The sequence below is a fragment of the Pseudomonas putida genome (assembly GCF_028682455.1).
In the GTDB taxonomy this organism is placed as follows: domain Bacteria; phylum Pseudomonadota; class Gammaproteobacteria; order Pseudomonadales; family Pseudomonadaceae; genus Aquipseudomonas; species Aquipseudomonas putida_AA.
Genome location: NZ_JANHLD010000003.1, coordinates 864079 through 884579 on the forward strand (window position 1 = coordinate 864079; position 20501 = coordinate 884579).

Genomic DNA, 20501 nt, shown 5'->3' on the forward strand with positions numbered 1-20501 from the left:
CCTGAAGAGTTTGATGAGGTTTTGAACATGGCTGAACGTCTGAGTAATGACTTCCAGTTCATCGAGGTCGGGCGCAAGGATCCGAAGAAGAAACTGTTGCGTCAACGCAAGAAAGAGTTCGTGGAAATCTACGAACCCTTCAAACCCCAGCAGTCGGCCGAACAGGCCCACCGCTGCCTGGGCTGTGGCAACCCGTACTGCGAATGGAAGTGCCCGGTACACAACTTCATCCCCAACTGGTTGAAGCTGGTGTCCGAAGGCAACATCCTCGCCGCCGCGGAGCTGTCGCACCAGACCAACACCCTGCCGGAAGTGTGCGGCCGGGTCTGCCCGCAGGACCGCCTGTGCGAGGGTGCCTGCACCCTCAACGACGGCTTCGGCGCGGTGACCATCGGTTCGGTGGAGAAGTACATCACCGACACCGCCTTCGCCATGGGCTGGCGCCCGGACATGTCCAAGGTCAAGCCGACCGGCAAGCGCGTAGCCATCATCGGCGCGGGCCCTGCGGGCCTGGGCTGTGCCGACGTGCTGGTGCGTGGCGGGGTGACCCCGGTGGTGTTCGACCGCAACCCGGAAATCGGCGGCCTGCTGACCTTCGGTATCCCTGAGTTCAAGCTGGAAAAGACCGTGCTGAGCAATCGCCGCGAAGTCTTCACCGGCATGGGGATCGAGTTCCGCCTCAACACCGAGGTGGGCAAGGACATCTCCATGGAGCAACTGCTCGAAGAGTACGATGCCGTGTTCATGGGCATGGGCACCTACACCTACATGAAGGGCGGCTTCCCCGGTGAAGACCTGCCGGGCGTGCACGACGCCCTGGATTTCCTGGTGGCCAACGTCAACCGCAACCTGGGCTTTGAAAAGTCGCCGGAAGATTTCGTCGACATGAAGGGCAAGAAGGTCGTGGTACTGGGCGGCGGCGACACGGCGATGGACTGCAACCGCACCTCCATCCGCCAGGGCGCCAAGGCAGTCACCTGTGCCTACCGTCGTGACGAAGCGAACATGCCCGGCTCGCGCAAAGAGGTGAAGAACGCCAAGGAAGAAGGCGTGAAGTTCCTCTACAACCGCCAGCCAATCGCCATCGTGGGTGAAGACAAGGTCGAAGGCGTGAAGGTGGTCGAGACCCGTCTGGGCGAACCGGATGCCCGTGGCCGTCGCAGCCCCGAGCCGATCCCGGGCTCCGAAGAGATCATCCCGGCCGACGCCGTGGTCATTGCTTTCGGTTTCCGTCCAAGCCCGGCGTCATGGTTCGAGCAGTTCAGCATCCAGACCGACAGCCAGGGCCGCGTCGTGGCCCCGGAAAAAGGTCCGTTCAAGCACCAGACCAGCAACCCGAAGATCTTCGCCGGTGGCGATATGGTCCGGGGTTCTGACCTGGTGGTGACGGCGATCTTCGAAGGCCGTAACGCGGCCGAAGGGATCCTGGATTACTTGGAAGTGTGACCCACCCAATGGGAGCGGATTCATCCGCGATGGATCGCGAAGCGGCCCCTGCGCAGTCCTTCGCGGAGGAATCCGCTCTCATGCAATAAGAAATCTATTGACCCACCGCAGGTCGATAGACAAAAGGCACGGTACTTACCGTGCCTTTTCCGTTGGTGTCTGAGAAAATGCCCGCACTTTTTTTCCGGATGCCGACATGACTGCCTTGAAGAACGATCGTTTTCTGCGCGCCCTGCTCAAGCAACCCGTAGACGTCACCCCGGTGTGGATGATGCGCCAGGCCGGCCGCTACCTGCCGGAATACCGCGCCAGCCGCGCCAAGGCCGGTGATTTCATGAGCCTGTGCATGAACCCGCAGTTTGCCTGCGAGGTCACCCTGCAGCCGCTGGACCGCTACCCGCTGGATGCTGCGATCCTCTTCTCCGACATTCTCACCATCCCCGATGCCATGGGCCAGGGCCTGTACTTCGAAACCGGCGAAGGCCCGCGTTTCAAGAAGGTCATCAGCACCCTGGCCGATATCGAAGCGCTGCCGATCCCCGATCCGCAGAAAGACCTGGGCTACGTGATGGATGCGGTCAGCACCATTCGCCGCGAGCTCAACGGTCGCGTCCCGCTGATCGGTTTCTCCGGCAGCCCCTGGACCCTGGCCACCTACATGGTCGAAGGCGGTTCGTCGAAGGACTTCCGCAAGACCAAGGCCATGCTCTACGACAACCCGCAGGCCATGCACCTGCTGCTCGACAAGCTTGCCCAGTCGGTCGTCACCTATCTCAACGGCCAGATCCTGGCCGGCGCCCAGGCCGTGCAGATCTTCGACACCTGGGGTGGCAACCTGTCGGCGGCGGCGTACCAGGAGTTCTCCCTGGCCTACATGCGCAAGATCGTCAGCGGCCTGATCCGCGAGCACGAAGGGCGCAAGGTGCCGGTGATCCTGTTCACCAAGAACGGCGGCCTGTGGCTGGAAAGCATCGCCGACGCCGGGGCTGACGCTCTGGGCCTGGACTGGACCTGCGATATCGGCGAGGCCCGCCAGCGTGTCGGCAACAAGGTCGCCCTGCAGGGCAACATGGACCCGACCGTGCTGTACGCCAAGCCTGAGGCCATCCGCGCTGAAGTCGGGCGCATCCTGGCCAGCTACGGCCATGGCTCCGGCCACGTGTTCAACCTGGGCCACGGGATTACCCCGGAAGTCGATCCGGAGCATGCTGGCGCGTTCATCAACGCCGTGCATGAGTTGTCGGCGCAGTACCACCAGTAAGCACTGCTGCACAAAAAGCGCCCGGCCAATGCCGGGCGTTTTGCTGGTTAAGGTTCAATTCAGCCTGCCTGGGTAATCTGTCCTCATCGAAACCCAAACAGGATCTGCACCATGAAAACCCGTTACCTTGCCCTGCTGCTTGCCCCCCTGTTCAGCACCGCTGCCTTGGCCGCCGGCTACACCGGCCCAGGCGCCCAGCCGGTGACCACCGTTGCCGCCGCCAACGATGCCGCTGACGACACGCCGGTGGTACTGCAGGGTTTTGTGGTCAAGCAACTGAACAACGATGACAAGTTCGAGTTCAAGGACAACACCGGCACCATCACCGTCGAGATCGACAAGGAAGACATGCCGGCGGTGCCTTTCAACGACAAGACCAAGGTCAAGTTGACGGGTGAGGTCGAGAAGAAGTTGATGAGCCGCGAGATCGATGTCGATCTGGTTGAAGTGGTCAACTGAAATTGTTCGCGGGGCAAGCCCACCCCTACCGTAGGAGCGGCTTGCCCCGCGATGTGCATCTCACGCCTTGGCCGGCAACCGGCTCAAATGCAACGCCACCAGCAATGCCATCACCAGCAGGCTGCCGATGAACAGCCCGATGCCGTTCCACCCCGCCTGATGCCAGAACACCCCACCGGCCGTACCGGCCACACTCGATCCCGCGTAGTAGCTGAACAAGTAGAGCGATGACGCTTGCCCCTTGGCGTGGGTCGCGCGTCGGCCGATCCAGCTGCTGGCCACCGAATGTGCGCCAAAGAAGCCGAAGGTGAACACCAGCATGCCGACGATCACCAGCAGCAGGGGCGAGAACAAGGTCATCAGCAGGCCGCTGAACATCAGCACGATGGTCGCCCAGAACACCTTGCGCCGGCCCAGCTTGTCGGCCAGGGCGCCGACCTGCGCCGAACTGTAGATGCCCGACAGGTACACCACCGACAGCAAGCCCACCAGTGCCTGGCTCATGTGATACGGCTCGGCCAGCAGGCGGTAGCCGATGTAGTTGAACAGGGTGACGAAGGCGCCCATCAACAGGAAGGCTTCAAGGAACAGCCAGGGCAGGCCGGCGTCGCGAAAGTGCAGGGTGAAGCCTTCGAGCAGGCTGCGCGGGTTGAGCGAACGCGGGCGGAAGTTGCGTGATTCGGGAAGTATCTTCCAGAACACCACGGCAGCGATCAGCGCCAGGCTACCGATGACCAGCAGCGCCGTGTGCCAACTGACGAAGTCGATCAGTACCCCGGTGATCAGCCGGCCGCTCATGCCGCCGATGGCGTTGCCGCCAATGTACAGGCCCATGGCCAGGCCGATGTGTTGCGGGTGGATCTCTTCGCTCAGGTAGGTCATGGCCACTGCGGCCAGCCCGCTGAGCGACAGGCCCAGCAGCGCCCGGGTCAGCAGCACCGCCTGCCAGCTCGGCATCAGGGCGCTGACAATCGTGCACAGGGCCGCGCAGAACAGTGCCGCCACCATTACCGGCTTGCGCCCGATGCGGTCGGAAATCGGCCCGGTGATCAGCAGCCCGACCGCGAGCATGGCGGTGGACACCGAAAGGATCAGGCTGCTTTGCGCCGCATTGATGGAAAATTCCTTGGACAGCATGGGCATCATCGGCTGCACGCAGTAGAGCAACGCAAAGGTGGCAAAGCCGCCGCAGAACAGCGCCAGTACCGTGCGCAAAAAGGCTGGGGTGCCTTTTTCGATCCAGCTTTCGGTAACCGCGACGCGTGCGTCGATGGGGGTGGGGGGGATGTCGTGGGCGAGTGGAGCAACAGCAGTTTTCACGGGTGACCTCGGGCGTCACAACCTGGCAGGCAGTGAAAAAAGCATATAGCTGGCTAATGATCATTTCCAATATATTGTTCGACCTGTTTAAGAGGTTCTGCGACCTATTGGAGCGCCCCATGGAACTGCGACACCTGCGCTATTTCATCGCCGTGGCCGAAGAGCTGCATTTTGGCCGTGCTGCCCAGCAACTGGGGATCTCCCAGCCACCCTTGAGCCAACAGATCCAGGCCTTGGAACAGGAACTGGGTGCACGCCTGTTCGAGCGTACCAATCGTCGGGTCGCACTCAGCGAGGCAGGGCGGCTGTTTCTGGAGGAGGCACGCCGGGTGCTGGCGCAGGTCGACAAGGCCGCCGACGTGGCCCGTCGCGCGCAACTGGGCGAGTTGGGCGAGATGAAGATCGGCTTCACCTCCTCGGCGCCGTTCAACTCGAGCATCTCGGCGGCGATCTATACGTTTCGCCAGCGTTTTCCAGCCGTGCACCTGAACCTGAACGAAATGAGCAGCCAGGCGGTGGCCGACGCCCTGTTGGACGAAAGCATCGACGTCGGCCTGATGCGGCCGCTGGCGCTGCCGGAAAACCTGGTCGCCGCGGAGTTGTTGCGCGAGCCGCTGGTCGCGATCATCAACGCCACTCACCCGTTGGCCCGCGGCAGCGAAGGCGGGCTGCACATGGCGGCGCTGGCCAATGAGCCGTTCGTGTTCTTTGCGCGCAGCTATGGCAGCGGCCTGTACGCGCAGTTGCTGAGCCTGGCCCGGCAGGCAGGCTTCAGCCCGCATTTTGCCCAGGAGGCCAGCGAGGCGATGACCATCATCGGCCTGGTGTCGGCGGGGTTGGGGGTGTCGGTGCTGCCGGCTTCCTTCCAGCGCATGCGCATGGAGGGCGTGGTCTACCGGACCTTGCTCGACCGTGATGCGATGACAGCGGTATGGGTGGTGCAACGACGCCAATCGACCTCGGCCATGGCCCGGGCGTTCGTGTCGTTGCTCAGCGGATGCGAAGCGCCCGCGCCCAAGGGCTGAGGCCTCAGCGCCAGCGACGGAAGATCAGTGAGGTATTGACCCCGCCAAAGGCGAAATTGTTGTTCATCACGTACTCGTTGCTCATCGCTCGCCAGTCGCCGCACAGGTAATCCAGCTCGCCGCACTGCGGGTCGATGTTCACCAGGTTGAGGGTGTGTACGTAACGGTCGCTGTTCATCATCTCGATGCTGAACCACGATTCAAGCGCTCCGCAGGCGCCCAGGGTGTGACCGAGGAAACTCTTTTGCGAGCTGATCGGCATGCGCGGGCCGAACAGGCTGCTGGTGGCCAGGGTTTCGGCGATGTCGCCCTGCTCGGTGGCGGTGCCATGGCCATTCACATAGCCGATGGCGTCGGGCGCGAGCTGGGCGTCGTCGAGGGCCAGCTCCATGGCGCGGCGCATCGTCACCTGTTCCGGGCGGGTGGTGTGCTGGCCGTCGGCGTTGGTACCGAAACCGACGATCTCGGCATAAATGTATGCGCCACGGGCCAGGGCATGTTCGAGTTCTTCCAGTACCAGCATGCCGCCCCCTTCACCGATCACCAGGCCGTCGCGGCCACTGTCGTAGGGGCTGGGCGTGCTCTGCGGGGCGTCATTCTTCAGGCTGGTGGCGTACAGCGCATCGAACACCATGGCCTCGGTGGGGCACAGCTCTTCGGCGCCACCGGCGAGCATCAGCGGCAGGCGTCCGAACTTGATCGCTTCATAGGCGTAGCCGATGCCCTGGCTGCCGCTGGTACAGGCACTGGAGGTGGGGATCAGGCGTCCGGTCAAGCCAAAGAAGATGCTGATGTTGGCCGCGGTGGTGTGCGGCATCATGCGCACGTAGGAGTTGGCGTTCAGGCCTTCGGCGACCGAATTGAGCAGCATGTTGCCGAAGGTTTTCATCTCGTCGGTGCTGCCGGTGGACGAGCCACAGGCCACGCCCATGCGACCGTCGCGAATCATCGGGTCGTCCAGCAGGCCGGCATCGCGCAGGGCCTTCTCGGCCGCCGCCACCGCCAGGCGCGACACCCGGCCCATGCTGCGCAGCTGTTTGCGGGTCCAGGCGTCGGGTACCACGAAATCATCGACCGGGCCCGCCAGGCGCGTATTGAGCTCCTCGAAGCGGTCCCACTCGTGCATCCGGCGAATGCCGCTGCGGTGGTTGGAGAAGTGCCCGGCGATGGTCGCCCAGTCGCTGCCCAACGAGGTGATGCCGGCCATGCCGGTAACCACTACGCGTTTCATCAGCACAGCCCTCCATTGACGGCCAGTACCTGGCGGGTGATGTACGCAGCCTCTGCAGACATCAGGAAATTCACCGCACCTGCGACTTCTTCCGGGGTGCCCATGCGTTGGGCGGGGATCATTTTCAACAGTTCATCGACCGGTACATGCTCATCGAGCATGGCCGTGTCGATCAGCCCGGGCGCCACGCAGTTGACGGTGATCCTGCGCTTGGCCAGCTCAATGGCCAGGGCCTTGGCGGCGCCGATCACACCGGCCTTGGAGGCGCTGTAGTTGACCTGGCCACGGTTGCCGATCATGCCGGACACCGAGGTGATGCAAACGATGCGGCCTGCGGCACGACGGCGGATCATCGGCATCATCAGCGGGTGCAGCACGTTGTAGAAACCATCGAGGTTGGTGCGCAGTACCTGGTCCCAGTCGTCTTCGCTAAGCGCCGGGAAGGCGCCGTCACGGGTCAGGCCGGCGTTGCACACCACGCCGTAGTACGCGCCATGGGTTTCGACATCGTCGCTGAGGATGGCGGCGCAGGCTGCGCGGTCGGCGACGTCGAACTGCAGCACCCGGGCCTGCCGGCCCAACGCCCGGACTTCATCGGCAACGACCTCGGCCTCGCTGCGGCCGCTGCGACAATGCAGGACCAGGTCGAAACCGGCGCGCGCCAGGCGCAGGGCGATGGCCCGGCCAATGCCGCGGCTGGAGCCGGTAACCAGGATGGTGTCAGTCATGGGTGGACTCCTGCGGGCCTGGTTCGGCCAGGTAGCTGGCCGCCTGCGGCGGGCTGAATACGTTCAATCGGGCCGAGGCATGAATACCAGGGCCGTGCAGATGACATTCGAACACACCCATGCCGTTCTCGTCTTCGAGCGAGCGTTGGGCATGGATACGCAGCGCGGTGCCGGCGGGAAAGCTCTCGACATTGCATTCGAACTTGCGGGTGCCAAGCAGAAAGCCCAGTCCTGCAGGTTTGCCCTTGGCGCGGGCGCGGCAACCGGCGAAGGCGGCAACGCTCTGGGCCATCAGCTCGATGCCGACCCAGGCGGGCAGGCTGCCGTCGGCACGGTTGAACAGCCCGTCGGGGCGTACCGTCAGGTGGGTGTGCACCTGCTCCTCGTCGAAGGTATCGACCGCATCGATCAGGATCATGTCGCCGGCATGGGGCAGTAGTTCGGCCAGGGGCCAGGTGATCATGACGCGTCTCCGAGAATCAGGCTGACATTGTTGCCGCCGAAGGCGAACGAGTTGCTCATCAGTCGCCGTGGCCCTGCCGCTGGTAGGCGCTGGCGGGTATCGACCAGGTTCAGGGCCGGCAGTTGCGGGTCGATGGCGCCATCCCAGACGTGAGGCACCAGGCGCCCGTCGGGGTTGTGCGCCGACAGGCTCAACCAGCAGAACGCCGCTTCCAGTGCGCCGGCTGCACCCAGGGTATGGCCGGTCATGGGTTTGCTTGAAGAACAGGCCAGCTGGCTGCCGAACAGCGCATGCACCGCCTGGCTCTCCATGGCGTCGTTGTGCGCGGTGGCGGTGCCGTGCAGGTTCAGGTAGTCGATCTGGGCGGGCTGCAGGCCTGCATTGTCCAGCGCCTTGGCCATGGCCTGCAAGGCGCCCTTGCCCTGCGGGTCGGGCGCCGAGATATGGTGCGCATCGGAGCTGGCGCCGGCGCCTAGCAAGGCGACAGTGGGGCCTTCGCGGTTCGCCTCGCGGGTCATCAGGAACACGACGGCCGCTTCGCCAATGGTGATGCCGTTGCGGTTGACCGAAAACGGGTTGCAGCGTTTTGCGCTGACCGCCTCGAGTGCACTGAAACCGTTGAGGGTGAGCTTGCACAGGCTGTCGACACCGCCGCAGATCACTGCATCGCACATGCCCAGGTCGAGCAGGCGGCGGGCGCTCATCAGCGCGCGGGCACTGGAGGTGCATGCGGTCGAGATGACATAGGCCGGGCCGTTCAGCTGCAGCCAGTCGGCGAGGAAGCTGGCGGGCGCACTGAGTTCCTGTTCGGCGTAGTCATAGCCGGGCGGAAACTGCTGCTCGCGCAGGTAATGGGCAATGCCTTCGCCCGCCTCGGCAATGCCTGAGGTGCTGGTGCCCAGAACGATCGCGACCCGATCCCGGCCATGACGGGCAATGGCGTGTTCAAGCTGTGGGGCAATCTGCAGGCAGGCCTCGTACAGTAGTTGGTTGTTGCGGCTGTGCCGTGGTTGCAATTCGGCCGGCAAGGGCAGCAGGGCACCGCGTACAGCCGCAACCGGGACGCGGCGCTGCGGCACCCAGCCGTCTTCTTCGCGCACGCCGGTGCAATCGCCGGCGAACAGGTGGCGGGCGACGTCGGCCTGATCGCGCCCAAGGGCACAGACCAGGCCCAGGGCATTGAGAAAAGCACTCATGGCGGGGTCTCGCTGGGCAGTGGGCCGACTAGATAACGCAGGCCCTGCGCAAGGTTCAAGGTGAAGTCGTCGGCGTGCCGGTAGTCGACCCGCCAGCGTTCGCCCAGCCAGCGCTGCTGGCCGTGCTGGCGTGCTTCAGGATAACGCTGTTGCAGCTGCGCGTCGGGGGTCAGGGCAAACAGCAGGGCCGCAAACAGTTCCCGCGCCGCCGGGTTGGGCGGTAACAGGCCGTCAGCCTGCCACTGGCCATCGTCGAGCAATTGCCGCGCCTGGGGAATACCCAGCAAATCGAGCATCGACCAACGCAGGCTGCTGCCCTCTTGCTGGATCACCAGCAACCAGTCCTGGCGTTGCCCGGCCTGCTCGCGCTGGATGTGCAACTGCATCGGCAGCGGCAGTGCGGGTAGCTGTTCGGGCAGCGGTGGCTGGCTGGTGCAGGCGCCGAGCAGGACCAAGGCCAATGCCAGCAGCAGGCGTGTCATGGATGCTCCTTGTGGCGGGTGGCGGCCCAGGGCGCCAGGAGGAAGCTGAACACCAGCCCCAGGCTCACGGCCAGGCCAAAATTGCTCACTGCCGGCGTACGGGACACCGCCAGCAGGCCGAACGACAGCCACGTGGTGGTAGCGGCCAGCAAGGTCCCCAGCAGGCTGACCGCAGCGCCGCCAATCTGTTCGTGCATGAGGATGGCGTAGTCGACGCTGATGGCGGTGACCAGCAACAGCCCGAACAAGCTGAACAGGGTCAGCGGCTGGCCCAGCCAGCCGAGGCTGGCCAGGCTGCACAAGGCTGCCAGCAAGGGCAGGGCCACGATACGCAGGGCGCCACCCATGCCGAACGGAACAATCAGCAGCACCACGATCAATGCACAGGACAACAACTTGAGCTCGGCGGCGCTGATCTGCGTGGCGGCGAATACCCGGTTCAACTCGCCGAGGCGATCCACCAGTTGGACGCCTGCCAGGTCATTGGCCTGCAGTTGCAGCAAGGCCGGGTCACTCAGCCCCTGCAAGCTGACGATGGCTGCAACCCCCTGGTCGTCGGTGCCCAGCCACAAGGTGCGCCAGGGCTCGCTCAGCGGGCCGCCGAGGGCGTGGTCGATGTCCAGGGGGGGCAGTGCCTGCAGCTGACTCAACTCGGCCTGCAGCGCGCCTTGTGGCACGCCCAGGGCCAGCAGCGGCTGCCAATGCTCGGGCAGCTTGCCCAGCGCATCGCGCAATTGCTGTTGTTCGGCGGTGCTGGCGACCAGTTGGTCAAGCGCCAGGTAGCCCTTGAGCTTGTCGGTTTCGACCAACTCGTCGAGACGTTCGCCCAGGGCATGCAGGCGATCGAGCAATTCGCCCTGGTCGGCGCCTCGCACCAGGTAGAACTGGCTGGTGGGCTGGTAGCCGGTAATGCGCGCTACGGCGCGGGCTTCATCGAGCAGTTGCGGCGAGCCGTCGACCCACTGGCGGATATCGTTACGACTGTCCAGCTGCCACAGGCCGGCGGCGCAAAACAGGAGCATCAGGCCGAGCAGGGCCGGGCTGGGCACCTTGGCCAGCAGCCGGCTGCGCAGGTCCATCAGCCACTGCGCAACCTGCAGCGGCCACTGCGCCGGTTGCAGGTTCATGCCCTTGAGCAGCGCCGGCAGCAGGCACACCGCACTGAGGTAGGCGCCGAGCAGGCCGGCGGCGGAGAATACGGCGATCTGGGTCAGCGCGGCAAAGGGGGTGAAGGCCAGCGCCAGGTAGCCGATGCAACTGGTAACCAGGCTCAGGCTCAGCCCCGACAGGGTCAGGCGCAGGGCTGGCCAGGCCTGCCAGGGTCGCAGGCTCCAGCTTTTCGACAGGTAGTGCAGCGGATAGTCCACCGCCACGCCGATCAGGCTGGAACCCAGTACCAGGGTGATCACATGCATTTGGCCGAACAGAGCAACACAGGCCACCGCGCCGAACAGCATGCCGACCATCACCGGCACCAGTGCCAGCAGCACGCGCAGGCGCCGGAATGCCAGCAGCAACAGCAGCACGATGCCGACCGTAGCGCCGCCACCGACCCAGGTGATTTCCTGGCTGGCCTGGCGCTGGCCGTTGGCGGCGTACAACAGGCCGCTTGCAGCCAGCAACGTGGCGCCTTGTGCGTGGGCTTGCCGGCGGCTGCTGTCGAGCAAGGCAGCCACTTGCATCGGCAGGTGCACATCGAAGGCATTTCCCTGGGTGTGGGCCCGCAGCAACACCCAGGTCTGGCCGTCGGCCTCGGCCAGCAGGGCACCGCTGGCGGTGTCCAGTTGCACGGCAGCAGGGCGTGGCTGGCTACGCTGGATGCGTGCGGTCAGGCCCAGCCAGTCGTCCTGGCTGGGCACCAGGCTCATGCCGGCAAACGGGTCGTAGAGGCTTTGCACGCGCTCTTCGAGAAAACCCTGTGGGTCGTCGATAAGGGCCTGGCGGTCGTCGCGCGACAGCATCGCCAGGCGGCCTTGCAGCAGTTGTGCCCGTACTGCCTGCAGGTCGGCCTGCACGTTCCATTGCACCTTGGTGAACACGCCGCTGGCCTGCCACTGCTCACCCAGGTGCCTGGCAACGGCAATGGCCTGGTCGCGTTGCGGGTGCCCCACCAGCACCAGCATCTCGCGGTTCAGCGGCGCCTGCATGCGTTGTTCCGCGCGTTTTACCAGTGGGTCCTGGGCGGCGCCGGGTACCAGGGTCATCAGGTCGGCATTGAGGGGCGCGCCGCGATGCCACTGCCAGCCGGCCAGGGCCAGGACCGCTACCAGCAGCACCAGGAACAGTCGTGGCAACACGCGCTCACTTGGCAAAGTCGCGGCGCTCCGTGTCACTCAGTGCATTGGCGCTGCTGCTCGCGGGCATGCGCAACACCGTGCTGTCGCCCTGGGTTTCGAGCATCTGGATGCGCTCCACAAATTGGCCGCCGTCGATGTCGATCTGCTTGAACACTTGCTTGAGCAGCATCGAGCGGGGTGTCAGGCGCAGTTGCCAGTGCTGCGCATCGCCTTGCAGGCTGAGCTCGAAGTCGCGCTGCAGGCCGCTGCTGTCACCTTGCAGCACGGCGAAGAACAACCGGTTCTGCTCGGCCCCGGCGCTCTTGTTCGGCAGCGTCTGCCAGCCATCCGGATCACGGCGCGAGATGCCCTGGGCGTCGAGGCGGTAGTCCTGCTTGAGGGGCGCTTGCAGCAGCCAGAGCAAACCGTGATCGCGGGCCAGGACGAACTGACCCTTGCTCACCAGGGGCTGGGGCAGGGCGCGCAGGTGTTTTTCCTGGATGAACGGGCCCTTGACCACTGCCGGCTCACCGAGCTGCTTGCTCAGCTCATCCAGGCCAAACGCCTGGGCCAGGCCGGCGGCGAGCATTAGAGTGGCGCACAGCAGGCTGCGCAGCAGGGCTTTCATGCGAGCACCCTGGCCACGGCATCGAGCATGGCCTGGGGCGAGGCCAGCTGCATCTCGCCGCTGGCGATGTCTACCGCCACCTGGACCGAGCTGGCGCGGGTCATGCGCTCGCCGGTGACGACGTCGCTGATCAGGTAGTTGATCTTCAGGCGGCTCTCCCATTCCACCAGGCTTGCGCGCACGTTAAGGCGCTGGCCGAACACGGCCCCGCGCACGTAGCGCAGTTGCAGGTCGATCACTGGCCACATATAGCCCGAGTCGCGCATCTGCAGGTAGTTGTGGTCGAGCCGGTCGAGCAGCGCACAACGCGCCACCTCGAGGTATTTGACGTAGTGGCCATGCCAGACCACCTGCATGCTGTCGACATCAAAAAACGGCACCTGCACTTCGGTGTCGACGTGCAGCACTCCCTTACTGCGCATGCAGCCTCCAGTGTTGTTCGGCAATTCGGGTCAGGCACAGGCGCAGGTCGCTATCGAGCGCGCGGTCCTCGATGACCGGGGCGAAGTCGCCCAGCAGTTCCTGGTGCATGGCGGCCAGGGCCGGTGGCAGTTCGCGGGCCTCGGCCTCGCGGCTGCGTAGCCATACCCCTTGGTGGGCTGCCAGCAAGGTGGCGGCGGCCACCTGTTCGGTCAGCTCCAGTACACGCAAGGCATCACGGGCAGCGATGGTGCCCATGCTCACTTTGTCCTGGTTGTGGCACTCGGTGGAGCGGGAGAACACGCTGGCCGGCATCGTCTGCTTGAGGGCTTCGGCGGTCCATGCGCTGGCGCCGATCTGCACGGCCTTGAAGCCATGGTTGAGCATGCTCCGTTCGGCGCTGGCGCCCGACAGGTTGCTGGGCAGGCCGTGGTTGTAGCGCACGTCCACCAGCAGGGCGAACTGGCGGTCGAGCAGGTCGGCGACATTGGCCACCAGGGTCTTCAGGCTGTCCATGGCGAAGGCGATGTGCCCGCCGTAGAAATGCCCGCCGTGCAGCACCCGTTCGGCCTCGGCGTCGATGATCGGGTTGTCGTTGGCGCTGTTGAGTTCGGTCTCGATGAAGCCGCGCAACCAGCCCAGGCTATCGGCCAGCACGCCCAGCACATGCGGCGCGCAGCGCAGCGAGTAGCGGTCCTGCAAGCGGTGCAGCGGCGCGGTGGGGGCGTCGATGGCCAGGTCCTGGCGCAGCCACGCGGCGACCTGCATCTGCCCGGAGTGCGGTTTGGCGGCGAACAGGCGCTCGTCGAAGTGCTCCGGATTGCCCTGCAGGGCTACCACGTTCAGGGCCGTGATGCGGGTGGCCAGCTTGAGCAGGTAGTCGGCGCGGGCGAAGGCCAGGCAGGCGAGGCCGGTCATCACGGCGGTGCCGTTCATCAGCGCCAGGGCCTCCTTGGGGCGTAGCACCAAAGGCTGCCACCCCATTTCACGGTGGACGTCCGCGGCGCTGCGGCGCTCGCCGTGGTACATGACCTCGCGTTCCCCCGACAGGGTCGCGGCGACATAAGACAGCGGCGTCAGGTCGCCGCTGGCGCCCACCGAGCCTTCTTCCGGAATCAACGGCAAGATGTCGTGGGCCAGGAAGGCCTGCAAGCGTTCCAGCAGTTCCACCCGCACCCCCGACACTCCCTGGCAAAGCGACTGCAACCGCGCGGCCAGCACCGCACGGGTCGAAGGCGCATCCAGCATCCGCCCCAGGCCACAGCCGTGGAAGGTGAACAGGTGCCGGGGCAGGGCCTCGACATGCTCCAGCGGCACTGCCACCACGCACGAGTCGCCATAGCCGGTGGTAACGCCGTAGATCACCCCTTCCTTGTGTAGCAAGGTGTCGAGAAACTGCGCGCCACGGGCGATGCGGGCACGGTAGGGGGTGTCGTCCTGCAGGCGTGTTGGGGCCTGGTGGTGGGCCAGGGCCAGAACGTCTTCGATCGCAAGCGGCGACTCGCCGAAGGTCACAGGCTCATGCACGGGCATCGTCATCGGTCTTCCAGAAAGGGTAGAAATTGAACCATTGCTGCGGCGCTTGCAGGCAGTAGTGCCCCAGGCGTTCGGCGTAGCGGCCGGCCCAGTCGGCGATTACCTGCTCGCGCTGGCCACGGCGCCATTCGATGGCGCTGGCGAAGGGTTCGAGCGTCACCTGGTAGCGTCCTTGCTGCTTGAGGCCGAACAGCAGGTTGAGTGGGCACTTGAGCAGGCCGGCCAACAGCCACGGGCCTTGGGGAAATGCTGCCGGGTGACCGAGGAAGTCTACCTCCACGGTACGCGCGCCGTGCAGCGGGACGCGATCACCGGCAATCGCCAGCCATTCGCCGCGCTCCAGGCGTTCGCTCAGTTGCAGCATGATCGCCGGGTCAAGCTCGCTGACCTGGATCAGGCGCAGGTGGCTGGCCCCGGCTTCGCCGAGCAGGCGGTTGAAGCGCTCGGCATGCTTGGTGTGCACCAGTACGTTCATGGTGACCTGTTCGCCCAGCTCGGCCAGGGCGCGACAGACTTCAAGGTTGCCCAGGTGGGCGCCGACCAGCATCTGTCCGCGCTCGCCGCGCAACTGCTGGCGCAGTTGGGCCGGGTCAATGATCTCGATCTGCTCCAGGCGCAGTTTGCCATTCCAGACGTCGAGCTTGTCGAGCAAGGCATCGGCAAACGCCATGAACTGGCCGAACACCCGCCTGTGGCTGGGGCGCAAGTCGGGGCGTGCGCTCCAATCGGCCAGGCGCTGCTGGTACTGCCAGGCGCTGCGACGGGCTCGTCGGCCGAACAAGAAGAAGTACAGCACCACGCCATAGAGGATCGGGCTGAGCAGCCGCCGGCCCAGCAGCCGGGTGCCCAGGGCGGTCAGTTTCATCAGCCAGAAGCTGCCCCGTTCCTGCTGCTCGGCCCAGTGCTGTTCACTGCGCCTCATGCCAGCCACCGCCGCCAGAGAATCACCGGGGCGCGCAGCAACATGCCGAAGAACAGCTTGGCGTGCATCCGTGAAATCAGCGCGTTGTCGTGGACCAGGCGAAAGTGCGACAGGCCGTCGGCCGGGTAGTGCACCCGCGTCGGCAGCCAGCGCATCGGCTGGTTGCGCCAGGCCAGGCGCACGAGAATTTCCGTGTCGAAGTCCATGCGCTTGCCCAACTGCACCGAATCGATCAGTGCCAGCACGGGCGTCAGGGGGTAGACGCGAAAGCCGCACATAGAGTCGCGGATCTGCAGGGACAGGGTGTTGATCCACACCCACACATGGGTGAGGTAGCGGGCATACAGCCGGCCTTTGGGCACACTGGCGTCGAACTGTGGGTAGCCGCAGATCAGCGCCTGCGGGTACGCCTCGGAGTGTTCGAGAAAACCGCGCACATCGGCCAGGTCGTGCTGGCCATCGGCGTCCACCTGCAGGGCATGGGTAAAGCCGAGGTGCACCGCCTCGCGCAGGCCGGCCATGACGGCGCCGCCCTTGCCCTGGTTGACCGCAAGTGACACCAGGTGCACCCGCTCGTGCTCGGCCAGTTGGTGCAGCACCGCAGTGCAGGCAGGGCTGCTGGCATCGTCGACCAGCACGCAGGGCAGGCCCGCAGCGAGCAGTTCGGCGACCACCGTCGGTACGGCGCGTTCATGGTTGTAGACCGGGATCACCGCACAGGGCCTATGCACCGATGGCCTCCAGCACGATGCGGCCGCTGGAGCAGGTTTCACCGGCGTTGCTGTAGGTGAAATAGAGCTTGCCGCGCTCGCTGTCGAATCGCAGCTGCAGCACCAGCAGGTCACCGGGGCGTACCACGCGCTGGAACTTGATCACTTCCATGCCGACAAAGCGTCGAGGACAGTCCAGCAGGACCTGGCCCAGTTCGATGGCCCAGTCCACCTGCACCACCCCCGGTAGTACCGGTGTCTGTGGAAAGTGGCCGTTGAAGTAGGCCAGATCCGCCGACACCGCCACCTCAAGGTGCAGTTCGGTGCCATGCCGGGCCTGGCTGATGACCTCGGGACCGGTTGGGCGTGGAGCCATCAGCAGGCTTTCGACCTCGACCTGGGGCAGCTTGCCCTGGCTGTTGAAGGGTAGTTGACGCAGCAGGCGCCAGCGTCGGGGCAGGGCCAGGGTTTCGCAATGCTGGCCCAGGTGCGTACGCAAGCCTTCGGTGATCGCCCGTCGTCCCAGGTTGCGCAAGGCATGCAGCCCGGCCGCGCTGAGCACCAGCAAGGCGCCCAGCGAGGCACGGCTTTCCTGGACCACGGCAAGCCGCGCATCCGCTACCCAGGGATGTTCGAGCAGGGCCTTTTCCAGCATGGGCAACGAGATGCGCTTTTCTTCGAGTTTGACGATGCGATCCAGGCGCCCGAGCAAACGAAAGCGTCCGTCGGCGGCGAATTCGACGGCGTCGGCGCTTTGCTCGACATGGCCGACGGGCAGGTAGGGCGACTCGATGCGCAATGCGCCGTCGGCGTTCTGCCCCAGGCGCACCCCGGCGAACGGCTGCCACAGGTTGTCGCCCTGGCGCCAGGCGATGCCGCCCGTCTCGGAACTGCCGAGAATCTCCGTTGGCCACTGCCCCAGGCGTTGCTGCAAGACGTGTGCGGCACCTGCGGGTAATTCGCCGCCGGAGGAAAACACCCGGCGTACCTGGCTCAGGGCCGGCCAGTCGAGGTTGTCACCCATGCGCTTGAGCAGGGCGGGGCTGGCGACCCAGGCAAAGGCCGGATGCTGGCGGCTGGCACGCTGAAGGTCTTCGGGGAAGGGCAATTGACGACGCAGGAACGGGCGCCCGGCACACAGCGGCCAGAGCACGCGAAACAGCAGGCCGTAGATGTGCTGGGCGGCGACGCTGCCGATGATGCAGGCACTGCCCAGTTCGGCGCCCCAGCAGTGCTCCAGGGCCAGTACTTCGTTGGCCAGCTGACGCAGGGTCTTGTCGATGCGCTTGGGCTCGCCACTGGAGCCGGAGGTACACAGGCTCAGGTGGCAGGTGTCCAGGTCGAGGTCGGCGGCAGTCAGGGGCGTTTCGTACAGCGTTTCGAGTGCCTGGTCCTGCGCCTGGTCGCTGATCCACAGGTCGACGGCGTCGTGCCAGCGCAGGCGGGTCTGGGGCTGCAGGTCGGCGGGCAGGAGCACCTGCACGCCGGCGCGCCAGGCCCCGAGCAGGGCGATGGCCAGCTCGGCGGCATCTTCCAGGTGTACGGCCAGGCGGCGCACCCCACGGCGCCGAAGGCCTGCGGCCAGTTGCAGGGCCTGGCCGCAGAGCGTGGCATGCTCCAGCGCCGGGTCGAAGGTGACCGGGCGCGGCGCAGGTGCCGGGTGCAGGAGTTGCTCAAGGTTCAACCAGGTCATGAACGTCCTCGCACGCGTTGCCTTACCAGCCATTCAATGGCAAATAGCAGACCCATCAAGCCATAGGCGATCAGGCCGTTGTACAGGGTCCACCAGCTCAGCGGCGCCCACAGCGTCAGCGCCATGGCAACCAGGCCGTTGGCCAGGAAGAACACGCACCACACTTGGGTGACCTGGCGGGTATAGCGGATGGCGGCGTCCGGCAGCTCGGGTTCCCGCAGCCGTGCCAGGCGCTCGACCACGGGCGGGCCGAACTTCAGGCTCAGGCCGAACAGGCCGAGTAGGCAGGCGTTGATCAGTACCGGGTACCAGCGCAGCAGCGCCGGGCTGTCGAGCAGCGCCAGCACAGCACAGAAGCCGATGGCAACCGTTGCCATCCAGTGGCCGCCAGGCCGGCGTGGTTCGCTCAGCGAGCGGGCCAGCCACAGCGCTGCCAGCAACAGGCCGAATTGCCAGGGGGCAAAATGGGCCATGCCGAAATACACCGCAAAGGGGTACAGCAGACCGGCCACGACCAGGCCAAGGCCGATCAAGTGCTTCATGCCGCCGGGCTGACCAGGCGGTACACCGCCTCGACCACGTCATTGACGGTACGCACCGCCTTGAAGTCTTCGGCGGTGATTTTCTTGCCGGTTTGGCGTTTGATGTGATCGAGCAGGTCGACCGCGTCGATGCTGTCGATTTCCAGGTCCTTGTACAGGTTCGAGTCCAGGCGGATGCGCTCGGGCTCCAGTTCGAACAGTTCGACCAGCGCATCGCGCAGGGTGTTGAAGATGTCTTCGCGGGTTTGCATGGTGCTGTCTCAGGCGGCCTGTTTGGCGGTGACGAAAGCGGCGAGGCTGGTCACGCTGGTGAAATGGTTGCGGGTGTCCTTGGCGTCGGCGTCGATCTTGATGCCGTACTTTTTCTGGATGGCCAGGCCGAGTTCCAGGGCGTCCACCGAATCCAGGCCAAGGCCTTCGCCGAACAGGGGCTGATCGTCGTCGATATCCTGGGCGCCGATGTCTTCCAGACCCAGTGCCTCGATGATCAGCAGCTTGATGTCACGGTTAAGGTCTTGCTGTGCGACGCTCATCTTTGGCGAGCTCCTTGATGAAATACTGGTGCAGATAGTCATTGAGTTTGCGCGAGGCCTGGGGGGCGGGCCCCACGGCTACGAACGCCTGCGGGTCGATATCCTCGCCGATCTGCAGGCAGAAGTGCACCCGGCGCAGCGGGATACGGTACCAGGGCTCGGCCTTGGTCAAGGTGGTGGGGCTGACCTTGATGGTCACCGGTGTGATGATCTTCGCACCGCGCAGGGCGATTGCGGCTGCGCCGCGATGAAAGGCCGGAGCCTGGCCGGGCGGTGTGCGCGTGCCTTCGGGGAAGATGATCAGCGTCTGCCCATCGTGCAGGGCGGCGGCCGCGCTGTCGAGCATGTCCATGCTGCCGTCGTTGCTGATGTACTGCGCTGCGCGCACCGGGCCACGGGTGAAGAGGTTGTGGAACAGGCTCTGCTTGACCACGCAGTTGGCCTGGCGCACCAGGCCGATCAGAAACACCACGTCGATCAGCGATGGATGATTGGCGAGGATCATTTGCCCGGGGCGCCCGAGCTTGCGCGCGCCACGCACTTCATAGGTCAGCACGCCGCTGACAGCCATGAAGCGCACGAATCGCCAGAACAGCCAACTGATGGTGTGCCGGGTTCGCTGGCGAAGGCGGGTGCTGTCGCCGGGCAGGCACGCCAGCAGCGGAATAACCAGTACGCGCAGGCACAGGCTGCCGGCCCCGAACAGGCAGAAGCTCAGGGCGGTGGCCAGCAAGCGCCAGTAGTAGTTGTCCTGTGGCCGGTTCAAGGCTTGCGTCGCCAGGTCCATGAGCGGCGCTTCCAGGTATGGGTGAAGGCGGACTGGCCTGTCAGCAGGCTGCGCAGCCAGCTCAGGGCGTGAGGGTCATTGCCGGGTGTCGGGGTGGCGGCGCCTTGCTGGGTCAGGGTCCAGGTGTTGCCGGGGGTCAGCAGCAATGCCAGCGCATAGTCGAACGGCACGTCATGGACCCGGTCGCGGTACGCCTCGGGCGGGTATTCTTCGACGACGATCAGCAGTACGGCCGGTGCGCCTTCGTGCAACAGGCCGGCAGCTTCCAGCACGCCGTGCTCGAAGCCGTCACCGGCGCCGGCAAGGGCGGTCATCTCGCAGGTAGCCCCGCGCATGATCGACCACAGGCCGATCACGGCGTTGTGCACCGAGAGGCTGAACTGGGTGGGCGAGAGCGGCTGTTCCCGGGCCAGGTCGCTGAGGATGGCAAAGGTGCGCGGGGTCTCGCCATGCCGGCAGACAAACACCAGTGGCAGGTCCTGCAACCCTTCGGCCAAGGGCCAGCCGACGGCGAAAGCCATGCGCGCCAGGTGGCTCAGGCGGCGACGTTGCATGGCGGGCAAAAACGCTACATCCGGCGCCTGGTCGGTGGGCGCAAAGGCCTGGCTGTCCTGGCTCCAGCGCTGCCAGTCGGCAGTCCTCTGCAAGCCTGGCGCCCAGGCTCGCCACTGGCTGATGTCGAATGTGATCACGATCTTGTTTCCCGCCCTGAGGGACTGCCTTGCCAAGGGTGTCGCAGCTGATGAACCGGCAGGTTTTGGCGCTAGAACCGAGTGGCGCGCATTATCCCGGTGACGCTGGCGGGTAGCAAATGCTGGTTGCAAATTCGCCCGCCTGTAAAAG

At 65.3% G+C, this 20501-nt stretch carries 22 protein-coding genes; 4 read left to right on the plus strand and 18 right to left on the minus strand.

Features of this window, described 5'->3' with window-relative positions:
- Positions 1–27 precede the first annotated feature (27 nt).
- From NPS58_RS21090 to NPS58_RS21100, 3 genes are all read left to right on the plus strand, one after another.
- Positions 28–1446 (plus strand): FAD-dependent oxidoreductase, encoded by a 1419-nt coding sequence (locus NPS58_RS21090; protein WP_274117215.1) that lies wholly within the window; start codon positions 28–30, stop codon positions 1444–1446.
- A gap of 196 nt (positions 1447–1642) precedes the next feature.
- Entirely contained in the window at positions 1643–2707 is a 1065-nt protein-coding gene (gene hemE / locus NPS58_RS21095) for a uroporphyrinogen decarboxylase (RefSeq protein WP_274117216.1), read from the plus strand.
- Between the two features lie 111 nt (positions 2708–2818).
- On the plus strand, positions 2819–3166 hold the full coding sequence (locus NPS58_RS21100; RefSeq protein ID WP_274117217.1) for a YgiW/YdeI family stress tolerance OB fold protein: 348 nt from the start codon (positions 2819–2821) through the stop codon (positions 3164–3166).
- Positions 3167–3226: 60 nt separating this feature from the next.
- On the opposite strand, the gene NPS58_RS21105 is transcribed toward NPS58_RS21100, so the two are convergent.
- Positions 3227–4453, minus strand: a complete 1227-nt coding sequence (locus NPS58_RS21105) for an MFS transporter (protein WP_425313108.1) — start codon at positions 4451–4453, stop codon at positions 3227–3229.
- Between the two features lie 152 nt (positions 4454–4605).
- Here NPS58_RS21105 and NPS58_RS21110 point away from each other — a divergent pair, with 152 nt between their 5' ends.
- The gene (locus NPS58_RS21110; RefSeq protein WP_274117219.1) at positions 4606–5511 is read left to right on the plus strand and encodes a LysR family transcriptional regulator; all 906 of its coding nucleotides are present in this window, start codon (positions 4606–4608) and stop codon (positions 5509–5511) included.
- Positions 5512–5515: 4 nt separating this feature from the next.
- Here the strand turns inward: NPS58_RS21110 and NPS58_RS21115 are convergent, their stop codons facing one another.
- The 17 genes from NPS58_RS21115 to NPS58_RS21195 are packed head-to-tail and all read right to left on the minus strand — an operon-like array spanning position 5516 to position 20350.
- Positions 5516–6742, minus strand: a complete 1227-nt coding sequence (locus NPS58_RS21115; protein WP_274117220.1) for a beta-ketoacyl-ACP synthase — start codon at positions 6740–6742, stop codon at positions 5516–5518.
- On the minus strand, positions 6742–7470 hold the full coding sequence (gene fabG, locus NPS58_RS21120) for a 3-oxoacyl-ACP reductase FabG (protein ID WP_274117221.1): 729 nt from the start codon (positions 7468–7470) through the stop codon (positions 6742–6744). Before fabG ends, NPS58_RS21115 begins: the two co-directional genes overlap by 1 nt.
- Positions 7463–7933, minus strand: a complete 471-nt coding sequence (locus NPS58_RS21125; protein ID WP_274117222.1) for a hotdog family protein — start codon at positions 7931–7933, stop codon at positions 7463–7465. Before NPS58_RS21125 ends, fabG begins: the two co-directional genes overlap by 8 nt.
- On the minus strand, positions 7930–9129 hold the full coding sequence (locus NPS58_RS21130) for a beta-ketoacyl-[acyl-carrier-protein] synthase family protein (RefSeq protein WP_274117223.1): 1200 nt from the start codon (positions 9127–9129) through the stop codon (positions 7930–7932). The genes NPS58_RS21125 and NPS58_RS21130 overlap by 4 nt, the downstream gene beginning before the upstream one ends.
- On the minus strand, positions 9126–9611 hold the full coding sequence (locus NPS58_RS21135; protein ID WP_274117224.1) for a hypothetical protein: 486 nt from the start codon (positions 9609–9611) through the stop codon (positions 9126–9128). The genes NPS58_RS21130 and NPS58_RS21135 overlap by 4 nt, the downstream gene beginning before the upstream one ends.
- The gene (locus NPS58_RS21140; protein WP_274117225.1) at positions 9608–11923 is read right to left on the minus strand and encodes an MMPL family transporter; all 2316 of its coding nucleotides are present in this window, start codon (positions 11921–11923) and stop codon (positions 9608–9610) included. The genes NPS58_RS21135 and NPS58_RS21140 overlap by 4 nt, the downstream gene beginning before the upstream one ends.
- Complete coding sequence (locus NPS58_RS21145; protein ID WP_274117226.1) at positions 11913–12515, minus strand: outer membrane lipoprotein carrier protein LolA; 603 nt, start codon at positions 12513–12515, stop codon at positions 11913–11915. Before NPS58_RS21145 ends, NPS58_RS21140 begins: the two co-directional genes overlap by 11 nt.
- The gene (locus tag NPS58_RS21150) at positions 12512–12937 is read right to left on the minus strand and encodes an acyl-CoA thioesterase (RefSeq protein WP_274117228.1); all 426 of its coding nucleotides are present in this window, start codon (positions 12935–12937) and stop codon (positions 12512–12514) included. The genes NPS58_RS21145 and NPS58_RS21150 overlap by 4 nt, the downstream gene beginning before the upstream one ends.
- Positions 12927–14474 carry an HAL/PAL/TAL family ammonia-lyase gene (locus NPS58_RS21155; RefSeq protein ID WP_274117229.1) on the minus strand — a complete coding sequence of 516 codons (1548 nt, stop codon included), beginning with the start codon at positions 14472–14474 and terminating at the stop codon, positions 12927–12929. Before NPS58_RS21155 ends, NPS58_RS21150 begins: the two co-directional genes overlap by 11 nt.
- Entirely contained in the window at positions 14455–15393 is a 939-nt protein-coding gene (locus NPS58_RS21160) for a glycosyl transferase (RefSeq protein WP_274117230.1), read from the minus strand. The genes NPS58_RS21155 and NPS58_RS21160 overlap by 20 nt, the downstream gene beginning before the upstream one ends.
- Positions 15390–16124, minus strand: coding sequence for a glycosyltransferase family 2 protein (locus NPS58_RS21165; protein ID WP_274117231.1), 735 nt, complete (start codon positions 16122–16124; stop codon positions 15390–15392). Before NPS58_RS21165 ends, NPS58_RS21160 begins: the two co-directional genes overlap by 4 nt.
- The gene (locus NPS58_RS21170) at positions 16117–17796 is read right to left on the minus strand and encodes an AMP-binding protein (protein WP_274117232.1); all 1680 of its coding nucleotides are present in this window, start codon (positions 17794–17796) and stop codon (positions 16117–16119) included. Before NPS58_RS21170 ends, NPS58_RS21165 begins: the two co-directional genes overlap by 8 nt.
- Complete coding sequence (locus NPS58_RS21175) at positions 17793–18338, minus strand: hypothetical protein (RefSeq protein WP_274117233.1); 546 nt, start codon at positions 18336–18338, stop codon at positions 17793–17795. The genes NPS58_RS21170 and NPS58_RS21175 overlap by 4 nt, the downstream gene beginning before the upstream one ends.
- Positions 18335–18589, minus strand: a complete 255-nt coding sequence (locus tag NPS58_RS21180) for an acyl carrier protein (RefSeq protein ID WP_274117234.1) — start codon at positions 18587–18589, stop codon at positions 18335–18337. The genes NPS58_RS21175 and NPS58_RS21180 overlap by 4 nt, the downstream gene beginning before the upstream one ends.
- A 9-nt stretch (positions 18590–18598) precedes the next feature.
- A complete protein-coding gene (locus NPS58_RS21185) occupies positions 18599–18871 on the minus strand; it encodes a phosphopantetheine-binding protein (protein ID WP_274117235.1) in 273 nt (90 codons plus the stop codon).
- Positions 18846–19658, minus strand: a complete 813-nt coding sequence (locus tag NPS58_RS21190) for a lysophospholipid acyltransferase family protein (protein WP_274117236.1) — start codon at positions 19656–19658, stop codon at positions 18846–18848. Before NPS58_RS21190 ends, NPS58_RS21185 begins: the two co-directional genes overlap by 26 nt.
- The gene (locus NPS58_RS21195) at positions 19634–20350 is read right to left on the minus strand and encodes a beta-ketoacyl synthase chain length factor (RefSeq protein WP_274117237.1); all 717 of its coding nucleotides are present in this window, start codon (positions 20348–20350) and stop codon (positions 19634–19636) included. Before NPS58_RS21195 ends, NPS58_RS21190 begins: the two co-directional genes overlap by 25 nt.
- Positions 20351–20501 lie beyond the last annotated feature (151 nt).